17 protein-coding genes and 1 pseudogene are annotated in these 19,021 nt (G+C 65.1%); 11 read left to right on the forward strand and 7 right to left on the reverse strand.

Features of this window, described 5'->3' with window-relative positions; all coding sequences use genetic code 11:
* Positions 1-39 precede the first annotated feature (39 nt).
* The 3 genes from KDC96_RS08390 to KDC96_RS08400 all read right to left on the reverse strand — a co-directional run bounded on the left by KDC96_RS08390 (position 40) and on the right by KDC96_RS08400 (position 2,569).
* A complete protein-coding gene (locus KDC96_RS08390; RefSeq protein WP_212448020.1) occupies positions 40-375 on the reverse strand; it encodes a 2Fe-2S iron-sulfur cluster-binding protein in 336 nt (111 codons plus the stop codon).
* Positions 372-1,448, reverse strand: a complete 1,077-nt coding sequence (locus tag KDC96_RS08395; RefSeq protein WP_212448021.1) for a cysteine desulfurase family protein — start codon at positions 1,446-1,448, stop codon at positions 372-374. Before KDC96_RS08395 ends, KDC96_RS08390 begins: the two co-directional genes overlap by 4 nt.
* Before the next feature lie 119 nt (positions 1,449-1,567).
* Entirely contained in the window at positions 1,568-2,569 is a 1,002-nt protein-coding gene (locus KDC96_RS08400; RefSeq protein WP_249172006.1) for an aminotransferase class V-fold PLP-dependent enzyme, read from the reverse strand.
* 172 nt (positions 2,570-2,741) lie between these two features.
* On the opposite strand from KDC96_RS08400, the gene KDC96_RS08405 reads away from it, so the two are divergent.
* Both KDC96_RS08405 and KDC96_RS08410 read left to right on the forward strand, forming a co-directional pair.
* Positions 2,742-3,398, forward strand: a complete 657-nt coding sequence (locus KDC96_RS08405) for an alpha/beta hydrolase (protein WP_212448023.1) — start codon at positions 2,742-2,744, stop codon at positions 3,396-3,398.
* Positions 3,399-3,844: 446 nt separating this feature from the next.
* Positions 3,845-4,543 carry a TonB family protein gene (locus KDC96_RS08410; protein ID WP_212448024.1) on the forward strand — a complete coding sequence of 233 codons (699 nt, stop codon included), beginning with the start codon at positions 3,845-3,847 and terminating at the stop codon, positions 4,541-4,543.
* A 9-nt stretch (positions 4,544-4,552) separates the two neighbouring features.
* Here KDC96_RS08410 and KDC96_RS08415 read toward each other — a convergent pair whose 3' ends face one another.
* A complete protein-coding gene (locus tag KDC96_RS08415; RefSeq protein ID WP_212448025.1) occupies positions 4,553-4,780 on the reverse strand; it encodes a hypothetical protein in 228 nt (75 codons plus the stop codon).
* A gap of 101 nt (positions 4,781-4,881) precedes the next feature.
* Here KDC96_RS08415 and KDC96_RS08420 point away from each other — a divergent pair, with 101 nt between their 5' ends.
* The 5 genes and pseudogenes from KDC96_RS08420 to KDC96_RS08440 all read left to right on the forward strand — a co-directional run bounded on the left by KDC96_RS08420 (position 4,882) and on the right by KDC96_RS08440 (position 12,198).
* The gene (locus KDC96_RS08420) at positions 4,882-5,253 is read left to right on the forward strand and encodes a DUF3597 domain-containing protein (protein WP_212448026.1); all 372 of its coding nucleotides are present in this window, start codon (positions 4,882-4,884) and stop codon (positions 5,251-5,253) included.
* Between the two features lie 63 nt (positions 5,254-5,316).
* A pseudogene (locus tag KDC96_RS08425) lies at positions 5,317-7,172 on the forward strand (DUF885 family protein).
* A 40-nt stretch (positions 7,173-7,212) separates the two neighbouring features.
* The gene (locus KDC96_RS08430) at positions 7,213-8,859 is read left to right on the forward strand and encodes a cyclic nucleotide-binding domain-containing thioredoxin-disulfide reductase (protein ID WP_212448027.1); all 1,647 of its coding nucleotides are present in this window, start codon (positions 7,213-7,215) and stop codon (positions 8,857-8,859) included.
* An 80-nt stretch (positions 8,860-8,939) separates the two neighbouring features.
* Positions 8,940-10,556 (forward strand): hypothetical protein, encoded by a 1,617-nt coding sequence (locus KDC96_RS08435; RefSeq protein WP_212448028.1) that lies wholly within the window; start codon positions 8,940-8,942, stop codon positions 10,554-10,556.
* Positions 10,557-10,641: 85 nt separating this feature from the next.
* Complete coding sequence (locus tag KDC96_RS08440) at positions 10,642-12,198, forward strand: hypothetical protein (RefSeq protein WP_212448029.1); 1,557 nt, start codon at positions 10,642-10,644, stop codon at positions 12,196-12,198.
* Positions 12,199-12,216: 18 nt separating this feature from the next.
* Here the strand turns inward: KDC96_RS08440 and KDC96_RS08445 are convergent, their stop codons facing one another.
* Together KDC96_RS08445 and KDC96_RS08450 are read right to left on the reverse strand one after the other, a co-directional pair.
* Positions 12,217-12,771 (reverse strand): DUF937 domain-containing protein, encoded by a 555-nt coding sequence (locus KDC96_RS08445; RefSeq protein ID WP_212448030.1) that lies wholly within the window; start codon positions 12,769-12,771, stop codon positions 12,217-12,219.
* Positions 12,772-12,811: 40 nt separating this feature from the next.
* A complete protein-coding gene (locus KDC96_RS08450; protein ID WP_212448031.1) occupies positions 12,812-13,171 on the reverse strand; it encodes a hypothetical protein in 360 nt (119 codons plus the stop codon).
* Between the two features lie 138 nt (positions 13,172-13,309).
* On the opposite strand from KDC96_RS08450, the gene KDC96_RS08455 reads away from it, so the two are divergent.
* On the forward strand, positions 13,310-14,302 hold the full coding sequence (locus KDC96_RS08455; protein WP_212448032.1) for an endonuclease/exonuclease/phosphatase family protein: 993 nt from the start codon (positions 13,310-13,312) through the stop codon (positions 14,300-14,302).
* 23 nt (positions 14,303-14,325) lie between these two features.
* On the opposite strand, the gene KDC96_RS08460 is transcribed toward KDC96_RS08455, so the two are convergent.
* Positions 14,326-15,942, reverse strand: a complete 1,617-nt coding sequence (locus tag KDC96_RS08460) for a phosphoenolpyruvate carboxykinase (RefSeq protein WP_212448033.1) — start codon at positions 15,940-15,942, stop codon at positions 14,326-14,328.
* 276 nt (positions 15,943-16,218) lie between these two features.
* Here KDC96_RS08460 and KDC96_RS08465 point away from each other — a divergent pair, with 276 nt between their 5' ends.
* The 3 genes from KDC96_RS08465 to KDC96_RS08475 are packed head-to-tail and all read left to right on the forward strand — an operon-like array spanning position 16,219 to position 18,981.
* Positions 16,219-16,968 (forward strand): response regulator transcription factor, encoded by a 750-nt coding sequence (locus tag KDC96_RS08465; protein ID WP_212448034.1) that lies wholly within the window; start codon positions 16,219-16,221, stop codon positions 16,966-16,968.
* Positions 16,961-18,547 (forward strand): ATP-binding protein, encoded by a 1,587-nt coding sequence (locus KDC96_RS08470; RefSeq protein WP_212448035.1) that lies wholly within the window; start codon positions 16,961-16,963, stop codon positions 18,545-18,547. Before KDC96_RS08465 ends, KDC96_RS08470 begins: the two co-directional genes overlap by 8 nt.
* The gene (locus KDC96_RS08475) at positions 18,544-18,981 is read left to right on the forward strand and encodes an HPr kinase/phosphorylase (RefSeq protein WP_249171726.1); all 438 of its coding nucleotides are present in this window, start codon (positions 18,544-18,546) and stop codon (positions 18,979-18,981) included. Before KDC96_RS08470 ends, KDC96_RS08475 begins: the two co-directional genes overlap by 4 nt.
* The last annotated feature ends 40 nt before the right edge of the window (positions 18,982-19,021 follow it).

The following is a 19,021-nucleotide window of genomic DNA, read 5'->3' on the forward strand; positions in this document are numbered from 1 at the left end:
CAGGGTCGAGCGGTCAGCCAGCCCCTTTTCTCGGCAGGACTACATCCGCCGCAGGTCGGTGCTTTCGGCGGGAACGGTGACGGTCAGGCCGTCGAGGTCTTCGGTGAGCTCGATCTGGCAGGACAGGCGGCTGGTGCGCCGCACGCCGGCGGCGAAATCGAGCATGTCCTCTTCTTCCTCGATCGCTTCGGGCAACCGGGCGAACCACTCGGTGGCGACGATGACATGGCAGGTCGAGCACGCCATCTGCCCTTCGCAGGTCCCCTCGAGCGGCAAACCCGCGCCCTGCCCGACGCGCAGCAAATTGTCGCCCGGCTCGGCTCTGACTTCGACCGGCTTTCCGCGCGGGTCGATGAAGGTGACGGTGATGCTCATACGCCCTGATCCCCGGCAGCGGCATTGATGATTTGCGCAGCCACTTCGAGCTGTTCCAAAGTCGTGTAGCGGCCGAAGCCGAGCCGGATCGAGGATTTGGCCTGCTTGTCCGACAACCCGATCGCCTTGAGCACATGGCTCGGGCGACCCGATCCGCTGGCACACGCGCTTCCGGCGGAGAACATCACGTTGCGGCATTCGGACATCAGACGGTTCACGTCGAGGCCATCCTTGCGAAGATTGAGATTGCCATGCCAGCGCGCGTCCTCGCTGCCGTTGAGCGTCCAGTCGGCGAACAGCTCGCGCGCGCGGCCGCACAGCGCTTCGACGTGTGCCGCATCCGCTTCCATGCGCTCCTTGGCGAGCGCCGCCGCAGCGCCGAACCCGGCGATCAATGCGGGCGAGAGCGTGCCCGATCGCAGCCCCGCTTCCTGCCCGCCGCCGGTGATCTGCTCCTCCAGCGCGATCCCGTCGCGCACCCACAGCGCGCCGACGCCCTTGGGCCCGTGGAGCTTGTGCGCGCTGACCGCGATCATGTCGGCGCCGGTGACTTCGATCTTGCCGTAAGCCTGCACCGCGTCGATCAGGAACAGGGCATTGTTCGCCTTGGCCTTGCGGTGCCAGTCGATGGTGGGCTGGATCGTGCCGATCTCGTTGTTGACCTGCATCACCGCGATCAGCCGCACGTCGTTCGGCACGTCCTGCGCAGTGTTGCACTGGCCTTCCTTCGAGACGTTGAGGATATGCGCCGTGCCCAGCGCCTCGGCGGTGTCGAGCACGGCTGCATGTTCGATGGCGGAGACGGATACGCTGCCGCCCTTGCCCGATCCTCGGATCGCAAGGTTGAGCGCCTCGGTCGCGCTGCCGGTGAAGATCACCCGCCCTCCCGGAGGAAACAAAGCCGCGACCTTGTCCCGCGCCGCCTCGACCGCTGCCGCCGCCATCCGGCCGAACTTGTGCGGCGAATGCGGATTGCCGAAGCCGGTCCCGTCCGGCCCGTCGAGCCAGCGCAACATCGCATCGCGCGCCTCGGGCGCGAGCGGGGTGGTGGCCTGGTAGTCGAGGTAGATCATGTGAGCGGCCTATGCACCAACTCAACTAACTCGTCATCCCGCACTTGATGCGGGATTAGGCTTCTTCTGGCGCGGGTACAAAGAAGCCTTGCCCCGAATCAAGTCCGGGGCGACGAATTCTAAGAGGTCAGGGATTGCCAAACCTCAGCGAACTGCTCCAAATCCTCAGGCGTCGTGTTCCAGCCGATGCTCACCCGGATGGTTCGGGCCGCGACCTCGCCGGGAACCCCGAAGGCGTCGAGCACCCGGCTTTTCTTAAGTGTGCCGGAGGAGCACGCGCTGCCTGCAGATACCGCGATGCCCATGGCGTCGAGGCGGATCAGCAGCGCCTGAGCGGACATGGTGGGGTGCGTGACAGCGAATATGTGGGAACATTGCGGCCCCATCACGATCCCCTCCCCCGCTTCCCAGATCGCCTGCCGGAAATCGAGCCGCTCACTCTCCTTGGTGATCCAACTGTCCAGCCCGCCCGCCTCCAGCGCCGCCGCCATGCCGAGTGCGCCGGGCAGATTTTCGGTGCCTTGCCGGTAGCCGCGTTCATGCCCGCTGCCGGGTTCGAGCGAACTGAAATCGCGCAAAAGCAGCGCGCCGATCCCTATTGGTCCGCCGAACTTGTGGGCGCTGACCACGATCATGTCGGCATCAGGCAAGGGCATTTTGCCCGCACTTTGCGAACAATCGGCGAGCAGCAAACCCCCTGCGTCCCTGACCTGCTTCGCCAAATCTCGACTATGATCGGATCGCGCTGTCAGAAGTTCCGTCCCGGTCTCCGAATTGATCGCCAGAAGAGCGAACAGTGCCGATTTGCCTTGCGCCAGAGATGCGGCGAGGGCCACGGGATCTGGCTCGGCTCCGTAAATTCGAATCGGCATCACCTCCGCGTCCGGCGCAGCGCGAAACACCGCGTCATGCTCCACTGCACTCACTATCCGACGCTCGACCTTCGCCCGGTTCAGAGCGATCCACAGCGCCTCGCTCGCCCCGCTCGTAAAGATCAGCTCGCCATCCCACCCAAGCTGCGCCTTGATCCGCTCGCGCGCATCCTCCAGCGCCGCCCTTGCCTTGCGACCTTCGGCGTGGGGTGAGGACGGGTTGGCCCAGATGCGGAAGCCCTCCTCCATCGCCGCTTTCGCTTCGGGGCGCAGCGGAGAGGTAGCTGCATGGTCGAGATAGATGCGCGTCTTAATGAGAACGATTCTTAAAAAATTGCGGAACGGATGGCGACTCGTATATAGAGCGCGCAAACGCAGGTGCCAGCGGGCACTTTGCGCACTCCAATTTGCAAGGACTGCGATGCCATCCGTCATCTTTCCCGGCCCAGAGGGCCGCCTCGAAGGTCGTTTCTCCCCTCCCCCGCGCCCGCGTGCGCCGGTCGCGATGATCCTCCATCCGCACCCGGAGGGCGGGGGCACGATGAACGACCGGATCGTGCAGCGGCTGTACAAGACCTTCGCCGATCGCGGCTTCGCTACCCTGCGGTTCAACTTTCGCGGCGTGGGCCGCAGCCAGGGCAGTTTCGATAGCGGGATCGGCGAACTCAGCGACGCGGCCAGCGCGCTCGACTGGGTGCAGTCGATCCACCCCGAGGCGCAGACCACCTGGGTCGCGGGCTACTCGTTCGGCGCGCTGATCGGCATGCAGCTGCTGATGCGCCGCCCCGAAGTGCGCGGCTTCATCTCGGTCGCGCCGCCTGCCAACATGTACGACTTCAGCTTCCTCGCCCCGTGCCCGGCCAGCGGGATCTTCGTGCAGGGCGCGGCGGATACGGTGGTGCAGCCGAGCGCGGTGCAGAAGCTGGTCGACAAGCTGCGCACGCAAAAGCACATCACGATCCACCACGACGAGATCCCGCGCGCCAACCATTTCTTCGAGAACGAGATGGAAGACATGATGGCGTCGGTCGACAACTACCTCGATTTCCGCCTGTCGCCGGATTGTCCGATCAAATAGAGTCTTTGTCTTCCGCACGCCATCCGGCGTGCAAAATCCTCGCACACGCGGCCTGAAGGCCGCATCACTGCGGGCGGCCGGTCGGCCTTGCGACGCCTTTGGCGTCGGTGCACCGCGAAAATGGGCTGGTGATTCCAAGTCTCCTCCCCTCCCTTTCAAGGGAGGGGATTGAGGGGTGGGATCGAGCCGCAAAGCTCGTCTCTGTTTCAACCGTGCTATCGCTCGGACCACCACCCCTGACCCCTCCTCCAAGGAGGAGGGGAAGATTTTGTCTGAAACAATATTTCACAAATCAAACCGGTTGCATTCGCAGACGGGTCCTTTTCCGAAACTCGAAACAGCTTGCATTGAAAATGTAACGTTGTAACATGACTCGTGAGTGGAGCCAGTCGGGTCGCTCGCGCTGGCTTCCGCTCCCACGAAGAATGGAGAGAGGAACCACTGCAATGAACTATGTCGCATCCGCCCGCAGGCCCAACCCCTTCGCGATGCTCGGCGCGCTCGGCGTCCCCGCCACGTTCGGCGCGGTCCTGATCGCCGGCCTCGCTGTCAGCGCCGTGATCAAGGATCCGGACACGAACCCCATCGGCGTACTCATCACGCCGAAGATTCCCGATCCGCCCCCGCCCCCGCCGCCCGAACCCGACGCCCGCTCCACGCAGACGGAAACGCCGCGCACGCAGGCTCCCCAGGTCGTGACGGTGCCCGAAACCCAGTTCGATCTTAGGCCCGGCCCGCCGATCGAGGTCGGAACCCTGCCGGAGCTAGGCAACGAGCTGATCACGGTGCCGGGACCGGTCGAAGTCACGGGCGGCGGTGCCGCTGCGCTTCCCGTCGCGCCGCGCTTCGATCCGGTCGCCGCTTCGCCCAGCAATCGTCCGAGCCGCTGGATCACCGATCGCGATTATCGCCCGCGCTGGATCCGCGAAGGCCGGGCCGGGAGGGCAGGCTTCCGGCTCGAGATCAGCGCTGCAGGCGAAGTGACCGGCTGCACCATCACCCGCTCGACCGGGCACGCCGTGCTCGATGCCGCCACCTGCGATCTGATCACCAGCCGCGCAAAGTTCGATCCGGCAAAGGACAGCGCCGGAAAGAAAGTGCCCGGCAGCTTCAGCAGCTCGGTCAACTGGGAAATCCCCGAATAGGGTCGCAACTCAGGAGTCGGTCGGGGTGTCCTGCGCCCCGGCCGACTCCACCTGGTCCACCGGAGCGACCCCGCTCGCATCGGGCAGGGTCCAGATCAGCACGTTGGCAATCGCGACCAATGCGAGCAGCACCATCAGCGCGGGTTGTTTCAGCTCGCCGGTGCGCCGCCAGTAGACGATCGCCCCGGCAATCAGCGCCAGCGCCACCAGCATCACGAGCGAAAGTACGATATTCATGCGATTATCCGGGTCCGTTGTGCTATCGTCCTTATGCGCATTCGCGGCAGGATTGAAACCCGCCGCGGTTCGAACGCAGAGACACACCAAGGAGGGATTGAATGGGAATTTTCAGCTCGATCAAGAACGCGATTTTCGGCGGCGATGATGACGACAAGGCGCAGGAAGCTGCCACCCCGGCTCCGGCAGCCGACGCTGCCCCGCCCAAGCGCGAAGCTATCAGCGCGGTCGATGTGGAACAGCGCGTGAGCAACATTCCCGGCGCCGACAGCCTCAACTGGCGCACCTCGATCGTCGATCTGATGAAGCTGCTCAACCTCGATTCGAGCTACGAAAACCGCAAGGAACTGGCCGGCGAGGTCGGGATCAGCGGGTATTCGGGCTCCGCCGAGGACAATATCGCGCTGCACCGGGCGGTGATGCGCAAGCTCGCCGACGCCGGCGGTATCGTTCCGGACGATCTGAAGAACTGAGAAAGCGGGTCTCTCGCCCTCGGGTCGATTGACTTGAGGAGGGCGCGCGGTAACACCGCCGCCATGCAAGAAACCACGAACCAGATCACGCGCCGCCAGGCCCTCTCCGGGCTTGGCGGCGTTTCCGCGTTGGCGTTGCTGCCGGGATGCGCCGGCGCAGCCTACCGTGCCGTCGCGGATGCCGCCCCGGTCACGCATTCGCCCGACGAAATGCTCGACCAGATCGCCTACGCGATGCTCGATCACGAACCGGGCCGTGCGACCGGTCTCGGCGTCGACACCGGGCGATACGCGAAATGGCGCGGCACTTTCGGCGCCGCCGGGGCCGAGGGGCGCAGCGAATATGCGGCGACCTTGCGCTGGGCACTCGAACAGGCGCGTTCCTATCCCAAGGACGGGCTGACCCCGATCAGCAGGTCGGATTCGACGTGGTCGAAAGCGCGTTCGACAAGGCGCTCGAAGGCATGGCGCTACCCTATGGCGATGTCGCGGTCGGCAGCTGGCGCAACGCGCCCTATCTCGTAGTCCAGAATGTCGGGGCCTATATCGACATGCCCCGCTTCTTCGGTGCGACCCAGCCGCTGCGCGATGCGCAGGATGTCGAATACTACCTCGGGCGGCTGGTCGAGACCAAGGCGGTGCTCGACGGCGAACTGGACCGGATCAGGGCGGCGCGAGCCATGGGCGTGGTGCCGCCCGACTTCCTGCTCGACAAGACGATCGCGCAGATGGAGGACACGCTCGCGACTTCCTCGATCAACGGCGGGGCATTCGTCGAGCCGCTGCTGACCTCGGAACTGCCCGCCGCCGCCACCGCTTCGCGCCAGGCGGTGCAGATCGTTTCCGACATGATCGTCCCCGCGCTGCTGGCGCAGCTCGAAGAGCTCAGGGTCGAACGGTCGCTGGCCAGTTCCAATCCGGGAATGTGGGCGCAGCCGCGCGGGGACGAATGGTATTCCTGGGCCACCAGCGCCTCGACCACGACCGCGCTCGATCCCGACGAAATCCATCAGCAGGGCCTCGACGAACTGGCCGAGCTGCACGGCCGGATGGACCCGATCCTCAGGGAGATCGGCTATACCAAGGGGACTGTCGGCGAACGGATGCAGGCGCTGTCCCAAGACCCGCGCTACAAGTTTGCCGATGGCGATCCCGGTCGCGAGGAAATCTTCGCCTTCATCTGGGAACGGATCAACTGGATCAAGGCGCAGATGCCGCGCGCGTTCAACACGCTGGTCGATCCCCATATGGAAGTGCGCCGTATCCCGCCCAACGAGGAACCCGGCGCACCGGGGGCCTATGGCGGCGCGGGGAGCAAGGACGGGCAGATACCGGGCCGTTTCTGGATCAATCTGCGCACCACCGACCTGCACCGCAAATACGACCTGCCCGACCTCACGTTCCACGAAGCGATCCCGGGCCATGTGTGGGAAGGCGAATATTCGAACCGCCTGCCGCTGATCCGCTCGATCCTCGCGTTCGGGGCGTTTTCCGAAGGCTGGGCGCTTTACGGCGAGCAACTCGCCGACGAGCTGGGCGCGTATGACGATTTCAAGGTCGGGCGGCTGGGCTACCTCCAGAGCCTCGCGTTCCGCGCGTGCCGCCTGGTGGTCGACACCGGCCTTCACCACAAGCGCTGGACGCGCCAGCAGGCGCGCAATTTCTTCATCGAACGCAATGGTTCGAAGGAGGAAGAGGTCGCGAGCGAAGTCGATCGCTATTGCAGCTGGCCGGGACAGGCGTGCTCGTACAAGATCGGGCACAGCGAAATCGTCCGCCAGCGCGCCCGCGCCGAGGCCGAACTGGGCAGCGCGTACGACTTCAAGGCGTTCAACACAGCCGTCATACTGGGCGGCAACGCCCCGCTCGATGTCGTTGAAAAGACTGTCACACGATACATTGCGGATGCGAAGGCCTGACCCTACCTCTTGGGACGGCGAATAGCGCCAGGAGGCAGCGATGGAACAGCTTGGGCAGGATCTTGAGACTCTCCGCCGGGTCCCGCTCGCCGAGGCGCATGTCGAGGCGATCTGCGAAATCGGCGGCGAGCGCGAATATGCCGCCGGCGAAACCGTGGCCGCAGTCGGCGATCCGATGGACCGGTTCGTGTACGTGGTGGAAGGCGAAATCGAGGTCGTCGATCCCTACACCGGCGAGCGCATGTTCGAACACGCGCTCGGCCCGACGCAGTTCATGGGTGAGATCGGGTTTCTCAACGCCGCGACCAACTACCTCAAGATGCGGGCAGCCAAGCCCACCCGCGTGATCGAGGCCCCGCGCGCAGCGATGCTCGAGCTGATGAGCCGCATCCCCGAGCTGTCCGACCACATCATCACCGTGTTCGCCGCGCGGCGGCGCAAGCAGTTCGAGGACAGCAACGGCGCGGTGAAGGTCATCGGCGCGGACCGCGACCCGGCGGTGCAGGACGTCGAACGGTTCCTGTCGCGCAACCGCATTCCGTTCGAAAGCTTCGACATGGACGCGACCGATCGCGAAACCGCTCGGGTCTGCGATCTGACCGGGCACCAGCCCTCGGTGATCCTCGGCGGCGAGCACCGGCTCGAAAACCCCACGCCGCGCAAGGTCGCGCAATATCTCAACCTCGATATCGACATCTGCCAGCAGCGCCTGCTGGACCTGCTGATCGTCGGCGGCGGCCCGGCGGGCGTCGCGGCGGCGGTCTATGCCGGATCGGAAGGTCTCGATGCGCTGGTGATCGAGGACATGGCAATCGGCGGGCAGGCCGGCACGTCGAGCAGGATCGAGAACTACATGGGTTTCCCGACCGGGATCAGCGGCACCGACCTGACTTATCGCGGGCAAATCCAGGCGCTCAAGTTCGGCACCCGTTTCGCCATGCCGCGCCGGGTCGAATCGCTGGAAAAGCGCGACGACGGCACATTCTGCGCCACGCTGGACGGCGGCGACGAGGTCTGCGCGCGCGCAGTGCTGGTCAGCACCGGCGTCCAGTATCGGCGGCTCCCGATCGATCGCCTGCGCGAATTCGAAGGGCACGGCATCTACTACGCCGCCACCGAGATGGAATCGCGCTTCTGCCAGAACACCGAAGTGGTGGTGATCGGCGGCGGCAACTCGGCCGGACAGGCGGCGATGTACCTGTCGCGCAGCGCCTCTCACGTTCACCTGCTGGTGCGATCGGACAGCCTTGCCGCGTCGATGTCGAAGTATCTTTCCAGCCGCCTCGAAGCCGACCCGCGCATCTCGATTCACTACCGCACGACGATGGAAGAGCTGCACGGCGGCGACTGGCTCGAGGCGGTGACGCCGAAGGGTCCGGACGGCGAACTGCGACAGAACGCGCGCGCGGTCTTCATCATGATCGGTGCCGCGCCCAACACCGATTGGCTTTCCGGACTGGTGCGGACCGACGACAAGGGGTTTGTCCTCACCGGCAAGGAGGCCGGGCGCGACAGCCCGTTCGAGACCGGCACGGATGGCATCTTCGCGGTTGGCGATGTGCGCGCCGGATCGGTCAAGCGGGTCGCCAGCGCAGTCGGCGAAGGTTCGGTCGTGGTGTCGCAGATCTGGAACTATGTCGACCGCTTGAAGTCCGATGCAACACGATCGGAGCCGGTTTCAGCCTGATCTAGCCAAGCGCTTATTTTTTTGCATATAGTTTGACCCGGGGCGGTGCGGTCGCAGGCATCGCCGAGGGGACGCTATTGATGATTTTCAGAATAATTGCCGCTATCGGCCTGCTCGCCGCCTTCCTCGTCGCGCCCACGGCTGCGCGCGCGGACTGGTACGAGGCGTCGAGCGATCACTTCGTCATCTATGCCGACGACAAGGAAAGGGACATCCGCCGGTTCGCCGAGAACCTCGAGCGGTATCACAGCGCCATGGCGTATGTGACCGGACGCAATTTCGAGAAACCGAGCCCGTCAAACCGGGTGGTGATCTTCGTGGTCGGAGACCAGCGCGATGTGCGCAAGCTGGCCGGTACCGACGATCGCGCCCTGGCCGGGTTCTACATTCCGCGTGCGGGTGGTTCGCTCGCGTTCGTGCAGGATATCCGCAACAAGAACGGCTATCCGCATTTCTCGACGATCGTGCTGTTGCATGAATACGCGCACCATTTCCTGATTTCGAGCTCGCGCTTCGCGATGCCGCGCTGGATGAGCGAAGGCGCAGCCGAGTTCTTCGCCTCGGCCGGGTTCGAAAAGGATGGCAGCGTCCTGGTTGGTCGCCCAGCGGTGCACCGCGGCGCCGAACTGGCCTATGCCGAGGAGGTGTCGATCCGCGAACTGCTCGATCCGGAGCAGTACGAGGCGAGAAAGGGCAAGCGCTATGACGCGTTCTACGGGCGCAGCTGGTTGCTCTACCACTACCTGACGTTCGAAAAGGAACGCGCCGGACAGGCGACCAATTACTGGCTCGAAGTGCTCAACGGTACCCCCCCGATCGAAGCCGGAGAAAAGGTTTTCGGCGACCTCGACACGCTCGAGAAAGAGCTCGACGCCTATGTCCGCCAGCGGCGAATGTTCACGTTCAACCTGACGCCGGAGAAACTTAGTGCGGGCGAAGTCGCCATCCGCAAGCTGCCGGAAGGCGAAGCCGAGGTGATGCCGCTGCGCATGCGCTCGCAGCGCGGGGTAACTGCCGAGCAGGCGGCCGAACTGCTGGTCGAAATCCGCGCGGTCGCTGCCAGATATCCGGACGATGCCGGCGTTCTCGCGGCGCTGTCAGAGGCCGAATACGACGCCGGCAACGATGCCGAGGCGATCGCCGCAGCCGACCGGGCGATCGCGATCGATCCGGCGCGCACCAACCCCTACGTCCAGAAAGGCTATGCGCTGTTCCGGATGGCCGCCGACGCCGACGACAGGGACGCCGCCTACCAGCGTGCGATGCAGCCGTTCACCGAACTCAACGGGCGCGAGAACAACCACCCTCTGCCGCTGATTTATTTCTATCGCAGCTTCGTCGAACGCGGCGAAGAGCCGCCCGAAAACGCCCGCCACGCGCTCGAACGCGCGGCGCAGCTGGCGCCGTTCGACAAAGGTTTGTGGTTCAATGTCGCGATGATGCAGATGGGCGAAGGCAAGATCGCGCTCGCCAAAATTGCGCTGCAACCGATCGCCAACGATCCGCATGGCGGCGAAGGTTCAGACCGCGCCAAGGAATTGATCGCGCTGCTCGGCCGGATGGAAGAGGGTACGCGCGTGAGCGGCCGCGACGCAATGCTCGCGCAGGGCGTGGCGCAGGTGGCGGTGTCTGGCGATCCCGGCGAGGAGCCCGAAGCGGAAGAAGACGAAGGCGAGGACGAGCCGGAGCAAGACTGACGGACCGGGCAAAGCGCCCGAACCGCCGTCCCTTCGCTCGCCTCCCGCCCGGCCAGGTCCCGGTCCCTCGCAGGATTATTCAACCATGATTGCCCGCATTTTTTCGACCCTCGTCCCGCTCGCCTTGCTGATGCTTGCCCCAAGCCCGGCCCGCGCGGCCTGGCATGAAGCCTCGTCCGACCATTTCGTGATCTACGCCGATGACGACGAGCAGGAAATCCGCCGCTACGCGGAGAACCTAGAACGCTATCACAGCGCGATGGAGCACTTCACCGGGCGTACGGTCGAAAAGCCCAGCCCGTCCAACCGCGTCACTGTCTACGCAATCGGGTCGGCAGATCAGGTCAGGCGGCTGGCCGGATCGAGTGGCGTTGCGGGATTTTACATCCCGCGCGCGGAGGGCAGCGTCGCCTTCGTCCAGGATATCCGCAACAAGGATGGCTATCCCGACCTGTCCACCGTCGTGCTGCTGCACGAATATGCGCACCATTTCCTCAGCTCGACCGATCGGTTCGCGATGCCGCTGTGGATGAACGAAGGCGCGGCCGAGTTCTTTTCCGCCGCCTATTTTCGCGAAGACGGATCGGTGTTTCTCGGCATGCCCTCCTCGCAGCGCAGTTTCACGATCTTCTGGAAAGAGGAGGAGATGACCCCGGTCCGCGAAGTGCTCGATCTCGACTGGTCGAGGCTCAACGGCCGCGTCGGCAAATCCAAGGATTCGTTCTATGGTCGCAGCTGGCTGCTCTACCACTATCTTTCAATGTCCGAAGAACGCACCGGGCAATTGCGCGAATACTGGCTCGAAGTGCTCAGGGGTACGCCTTCGCTCGACGCAGCGCAGCTGGTGTTCGGCGATCTCGGCGTCCTCGAACGGCAGCTCAACCGGCACATTCGCGACCGCGATCGCAAGAGCTACCATGTCGGCCCCGACGAAATCACCGTCAGTCCGATAACGCTGCGCCGCCTCGACGAAGGCGAAGCGGCGATCATGGACATTCGGATCCGCGCGGATCGCGGTGTCGCGCCCGAAGAGGCACAGTCGCTCGCGGCCGAAGCGCGGGCGCTCGAGGGGCGGTTTCCCGATAACGCGAATGTGCTGACGGTGCTGGCCGAAACCGAATACGGCGCCGGAAACGATCGGGCTGCGAGCGAAGCGGCCGACCGCGCTCTGGCGCTCGATGCACAGCTGGTCGACGCTTACCTGTACAAGGGGCTTGCCGGATTTCGTCTGGCGCGCGGCATGTCGGACCTGGTGCAAAGGGATGCCGCCTACGGTCGGGCGATCGAACCGCTACGGGCGCTCGCTGCGATCGAGCCCGATCACACCGTCCCGCTGGTCTACGCCTACCGCTACCACGCCGAACGGGGTGCCGTTCCGCCCAGCGATGCCAAGGAGGCTTTTGCCCGAGCCGCCCGACTTGCTCCGTTCGACCAGGAATTGTGGCTGCTGACCGGCATGATGCACATGAACGACGGGCGTATCGCTGACGCGCGGGCGGCGCTGCAGCCGCTCGCCAGCAATCCGCACGGCGGCGACAAGGCCGAACAGGTGCGCGGCCTGCTAGCGTTTCTCGCCGACAAGCCGGAAGGCCGGCCGATCCCGGTGCAGGACGCGATTTCGGCCTATTTCATCGAGGAATAGGCCGCGCGATCGCCGGAATCAGCGCATCATCCCCGACACGATCGAACCGAGAATGCCGCCCAGCGGGTTGTTTCCGCCGCTCGGCTGTGCGGGTGCGCTGGCAGTGGCCTGTTTCGCCATGTAGCCAGCGACCGCCATGGCGAGGATCGGCAGCATCTTCTTGAGGAGCCCCTCGTCGAGTCCGGTCACGCTGGCGACCTCGCCCGCGACCGATCGGCTGACGTCCTTGCTGCCGAAGATATTGCCGAGAATGTCGTTGCCCGGCTGGGTCGGGGTCGGGCTGGAGCCGAGCACGGCATCGAGCAAACCGCCGCCGAGTCCGCCCGCCAGCGCTCCGCCCAGTCCACCGCCACCGCCGCCGGCTCCGCCGCCCAGGATCGCCCCTGCCAGTCCGCCGAGCCCGCCCATCGGGTCAGGAGTGGCGGTTCCGCCGGTGGCGCTGCGGCCCATCCCGGCAACGATCGCCGGGAGCAAGGCCCCCGCCGCGCTGCCCGCCGTGCCCTCGTCGACCCCGAGTTCCCTCGCCATGGCCGAAATTGCGCCGCTCTGCTGCAGCATTTCTGCAAGGCTCATACGCCCCTCCCTTTTTCAAAAACCGATATGCTCGGGCAGGTTACTTCTTCCCTCCGAACAGTCCCTTGGCCATATCCGCCACATCGTCCATCACGCTCCCGTCGCCATCGCGGTCGAGCAGCTTGGAAAAGCTGGTCGGATCGTTCTTGATCGCGTTGGCGAATTCGGTGAGCGACCCTTCCCCGCCGATTTGCTGCACGATCTGGCCGAGCGTGCCGGTGTCGAGACCGGTCTTGGCCGCAGCCAGTTCGACAGTATCGCCCTGCATCTGGTGGGTCTGACCGAGCGTGGCGATCGCCTTTTCCGCCATCTTCGGGTCAATCCCCACCTTGCTGGCGAGATTGACGACATCGTCCGGCGCGCCGCCGATATTCTTCAGGATTCCATCGAGCAGGCTCATGCAATTCTCCATCGTTTATCGAGTCGCGGCAGGATGGAGGGGCGAGACGACAAAATAAAGCGACTTCTGCGCAACCGGCTCGACGGCATTCTCGGAACTTCGACTGCCACGGGCGGTTGTGCTCGCGAGGGAAACATCATGATTCGACTTGGCCAGTTTCTGTTCGCGCTGGGCGTCATCGCGCTGCTGGCGGTGCTGGTGTCGCTGATCGACACCGATTGGTGGCTGGTGCGCGCGGTCGACCTGGTGCGCGAACCGATGACGTATGTCATGCTGGTCTTGCTGGCCACCGGCCTGGCCTTCGCCCGGAAATATCGCGGGTGGATCGCGGCCACCTTCGGCACGGCGGCGCTGGTCAACACGGTGTGCATCTGGCCCTATTCGACCTTTGCCGCGACCGAACTCGATCTGGTCGACGGAACGCGCGACGAACAGTGCTTCACGGCCATGTCCGCCAATGTCCTGATGGACAATCCCGACTACGCCGGCATGATCGCGCAGATCGAACAGGTCGATCCCGACGTGCTGCTGCTGACCGAGACCAACGCCGAATGGATCGAGGAACTGCGCCCGCTGACCGCGCGATATCCGCATGTCCGCGAACACCCGCAGGAAGATACGTTCGGCAAGGTGTTCGCGAGCCGTATCGCGGTCGCCGACACCGATGTCGTGGAGCGCGAGGGTGAGGACACGCCCACCATCTATGCCCTGTTGCGCGCGAGCGATGCCGATCTGGTTCGCTTCATCGGTCTGCATCCCAAGGCGCCGCTGCCGGGGCAGGACACCGATGAACGCGATCGCTCGATCCTGCGCGCGGCAGACGAGGCGCAGGGATCGATCGCGGGCGGGATCGTGATGGGCGATTTCAACGATGTGCCGTGGTCGAGCACCACCGAGGCATTCCGCGAGCGCGGCGAATGGCGCGATCCGCGGGTCGGGCGCGGGACGTATCCGACATTCCCGTCAAACCTGCTCCCGATCGGCTGGCCGCTCGACCAGATCATGGTCACCGGGGAAGTCGAGATTGCCGCGTTCGAAATCCTGCCCGACAACGGATCGGACCACCGCGCGATCTACGGGCGGTTCTGCCTGCCGCGTCCGGTCAACCGGATCGGAAACGGCGCCGACTGACCCCCGGCGCCATCGCCTAGCGATCAGGCCGCCACCGGCGATGCCGGAGCCGCCTGCCGCACGCCATCGTCGACATGCGCCGCAAACTCGGCAAAGTTGTCGATGAACAGCTGCACCAGCTTGCCCGCCGTGGCGTCGTACTGTTCCGGGTCGGGCCAGGTGCTGCGCGGATCGAGGATCGACTGGTCGATACCCTGTTCGGCAAGCACCGGGACGTGAACCGGCACATCGAAACCGAAATTGGCATCCTGGCGGTATTCGACCTGGTCGAGATCGCCGTCGAGCGCGGCGTTGAGCAGCGCGCGGGTAGCCTTGATCGGCATCCGGTGACCGGTCCCGTATTTGCCCCCGGTCCAGCCGGTGTTGAGCAACCAGCATTGCACCTGCCCCTTGGCGATCCGCTCCTTCAGCAGGTTGCCGTAAATGCTCGGGTGGCGCGGCATGAAAGGCGCGCCGAAACAGGTGCTGAAGGTCGCTTCCGGTTCGGTGACGCCGATTTCGGTCCCCGCGACCTTGGCGGTGTAGCCCGACAGGAAGTGATACATCGCCTGTTCCGGCGTCAGCCGGGCGATCGGCGGCAGCACGCCGAAAGCGTCGGCCGTCAGCATCACCACATTAGCCGGGACCGGGCCGAGATTGTCGGCGCTGGTATTGGGGATGTAGTCGATCGGATAGGCCCCGCGGGTGTTTTCCGCGAGCGCATTGTCGTCGAGATCGAGCGCGCGCGATTGCGGATCCATCACCACGTTCTCGAGCACCGTGCCGAACCGGCGCGTGGTCGCGTAAATTTCCGGCTCGGCCTCTTCGGACAGGCGGATCATCTTGGCGTAGCAGCCGCCTTCGAAATTGAAGACCGCGGTATCCGACCAGCCGTGCTCGTCATCGCCGATCAGCGTGCGCGATGCATCGGCTGACAGCGTGGTCTTGCCGGTGCCCGACAGGCCGAAGAACACCGCCGTCTTGTTATCGGGACCGATATTGGCCGAACAATGCATCGGCATCACGCCCTTGTCAGGGAGGAGATAATTGAGGATGCCGAACACGCTCTTCTTCATTTCGCCGGCATAGCGGGTGCCGCCGATGAGGATCAGTTTTTCGGAGAAGTTGACGGCAATTACCGTTTCGCTGCGCGTACCGTGGCGTTCGGGGTCGGCCCGGAAGCTCGGCAGGTCGATGATCGTGTATTCGGGCGCAAAACCGCTCAGCTCCGCGCTGGTCGGACGGACCAGCATCGTGCGGATGAACAGGTTGTGCCACGCCAGCTCGTTGATCACGCGGACATTGACCCGGTGTTCCGGCTGCGAACCGCCGAACAGGTCCGCGACGTATAGCGTTTCCCTGTCGGCCAGCGCGGCCATGAAATCGGCCCTGAGCGCAGCGAAGTGTTCGGGCGTCATCGGTACGTTCACCTTGCCCCACCACACCGTGTCCTCGGTCTCGCTGTCGCGGACGATGAACTTGTCCTTGGCGCTGCGCCCGGTATGCGCGCCCGTTTCGACCACAAGCGCGCCGTGCTGCGACAGCGCCCCTTCCTTTGCGGCAAGCGCGGCTTCGACCAGCGCCGGTGTGCCGAGGTTGGCGCGAATCTGCGCCCGGGTTTCGATGCCCTGGGACGAAAGCGAATGAGCGAGGGGGGTCAAAACGGAATCTCCTGAGCCATGGCCCGGTGCGAGCCGGAAAAGGGATCGTTCTGCCCGGCGCGAAGCGTGCAAATCCGATGCGATTCGAGCGCCGGTCCGATCCCCTGCAAAATTTTCATAGAAGCGCCCTACTATGCCGTCAAACCGCTCTGCACCGCCTGCCATCAACAGATTTCTGCGCGCGCCCAGCTGCGGTCTGGGCGGCGATTCGCGGACCGCATGCTGGCGTTGTTTCCGATCGGCTATGCCGCTAGTCATTCCGCAGGAGGTTCTGCGATGGTCGAAAACAACGGGGAGGGGCAACGGCGCGACGATGCCGTGGTGATCGCGCTGGTCGACGACGATCGCAACATCCTTACCACCGTCTCGATCGCCCTCCAGGCCGAAGGATTCGTCACCCGCCTCTATTCCGATGGCGAGACGGCGCTGAAGGCGCTGATCGAAAACCCGCCCGATCTCGCGGTGTTCGATATCAAGATGCCCAAGATGGACGGGATGGAGCTGCTGCGCCGGGTGCGCGAGCATTCGCCGCTTCCGGTGATCTTCCTCACCAGCAAGGACGACGAGGCCGACGAGGAAGCCGGGCTGGAGCTGGGTGCGGACGATTACCTTGCCAAGCCGTTCAGCCTGCGCCTGCTGATCGCGCGCATTCGCGCCATCCTGCGACGCGCCGATCCGAGCCGCGAATTCGGTGCCGAGCCGGGCGAGATCGAACCGGTACACCCCAGCATCGATCGCGGACGGCTGTACATGGACCCGGCGCGCCATCACGTCACCTGGAACGGTCGCCCGGTCAGCCTGACGGTGACCGAGTTCCTGATCCTGGAAGCGCTGGCCGCGCGGCCCGGCGTCATCAAGAGCCGCAACCAGTTGATGGATGCCGCCTATCCCGACGACGTGTTCGTCGACGATCGCACGGTCGACAGCCATATCAAGCGGATGCGGCGCAAGTTCCGCGCGGTCGATCCCGAGTTCGGCGCGATCGATACCCTGTACGGCGCCGGATACAGCTTCAACGATGGCTGAGATCGCGGTTCCGCCCGGCAGTGCCGAGGATTCGCCCAGCGTCGGGCGAGGCGGCGAGCGGCTGAGCCCGGTTGGGCGGTTTTCGCTCACCGCGCGCATTCTCGCGGTCAACATCCTGCCGCTCACGGTGCTCGGCGGCGGGCTGTTCTATCTCGACACCTATCGCACCCAGCTGATCAACGAACGCTTCAAGCTCGCCCGGATCGAAGCGCAGATCACCGCCGAAGCGCTGGCAGGCGCCACCCGCGAGCGGCAGGAGGCGCTGCTGGTGCAGATCGGCAAGGAACAGCGGATGCGGCTGCGGATGTTCGACGCCGAGGGCCGCCTGTGGGCGGACAGTTTTCAGCTCGCCGAACCCTCTTTCACCTTCGACGACATCTCCGACGATACCTGGGACCAGCAATTCGCGCGCTGGCTCGACCGCACGGTCGACACGATCGTCAGCGCCGAACCGGTCACCGATTATGTCCCGCGCGAAGCGGAAACCGCGGATGCCTGGCCCGAACTGGTCCGCGCCCGCGAAGAGCGGCTGAGCCAGGTCAACCTCTACGATTGGCGCGATGGCACCCCGGTGATCACCGCAGCCGCCCCGGTAGGGCTGAACGGAGCGACCCTGCTGACCGTGCGCAACGCGGTGGACATCACCGCAACCGTGCGATCGGCGCGAACGACGCTGGTGACATCGGTGCTGCTGGTGCTGTTCGCATCAGCGATGCTGTCGCTCTATCTCGCGCGTACCATCGTCACCCCGTTGCGCCAGCTTGCAACCGCCGCGGTGAAGGTGCGGCAGGGTCGTGAGCGCGAGGTCGAGGTTCCGCGCCTGCCCGAACGCAGCGACGAAATCGGCCTGCTGGCCCGCGCGGTGTCCGACATGACGGCGGCGCTGCGCCACCGGATCGATGCGGTCGACAGTTTCGCCGCCGATGTCGCGCACGAGATCAAGAACCCGCTGGCAAGCCTGCGCAGCGCAGTCGAATCGCTTCCCAAGGTGAGCGACAGCGACACGCGGCGCGAGCTCGAACAGATCATCACCCACGACGTGCGCCGGATCGATCGGCTGGTTTCGGAGATCTCCGATGCGAGCCGGATCGATTCCGAGATGTCGCGCGCCAAGCTCGAACGGATCGACATGGCCGACCTGGTCCGCGCCATCATCGGCAGCCGCGAACACCGTGCCGAGAACCAGGACCACCGGATCGAGCTGGTCACCCGCGGTTTCGCCGCGAGGGTGCTCGGAGTGGGTGCACGGCTCGAACGGGTGGTCGAAAACCTGCTCGACAACGCGGTCTCGTTCTCGCCCCCGGATGCACCGATCGAGGTCATCATCGACAATGACGGGGATTGCGTCACGTTGATGGTGTGCGATTCCGGCCCCGGCATCCCGGAGGATTCGCGCGAGAAGGTGTTCCAGCGGTTCCATTCGGTGCGCCCCGATGCGGAGGATTTCGGCAACCATTCGGGCCTCGGCCTCGCCATCGCGCGGACCATCGCCGAAGCGCACGACGGATCGCTCGCTGCCGAAGCCCGGCCCGATGGCAAGCCGGGCGCGTGCATGCGGCTCCGGTTGCCGGCCACGTGAGCGACGGCGCAAGCCTCCTCATCCAGGCCAGCGCGGTCGCGATTTCGGGCCGTGCGCTCCTGCTCGAAGGGCCACCGGGAAGCGGCAAATCGAGCCTCGCGCTGGCGTTGATCGATCGCGGAGCCCGCCTGATCGGAGACGACGGGGTGATCCTGACCCGGCAAGGGGAGCGCCTGATCGCCACACCGCCGCCCAACACCACCGGCCTGATCGAAATCCGCAACGTTGGCCTGATCGAGTTGCCCGTCGCGCCGCCTGCGCCGCTGGCGCTGATCCTGTCGCTGGCCGCCGATGCCGAGCGGTTACCCGACAGCGCACAGGAGCGCGTGTTTCTGGGTCTCGGCGTCCCGGCCCTCGCCTTCACCCCGGGTGCGATCGCGCCGGCGGTGCGGGCGGAGTGGGCGTTGCATCGCCACGGCCTCGCACCCGATTGAGCGGCGAATTTCCGGTCCCGTCCACAAGACGCTTTTCTTT

Source organism: Erythrobacter sp. JK5 (assembly GCF_018205975.1).
Taxonomy (GTDB): domain Bacteria; phylum Pseudomonadota; class Alphaproteobacteria; order Sphingomonadales; family Sphingomonadaceae; genus Erythrobacter.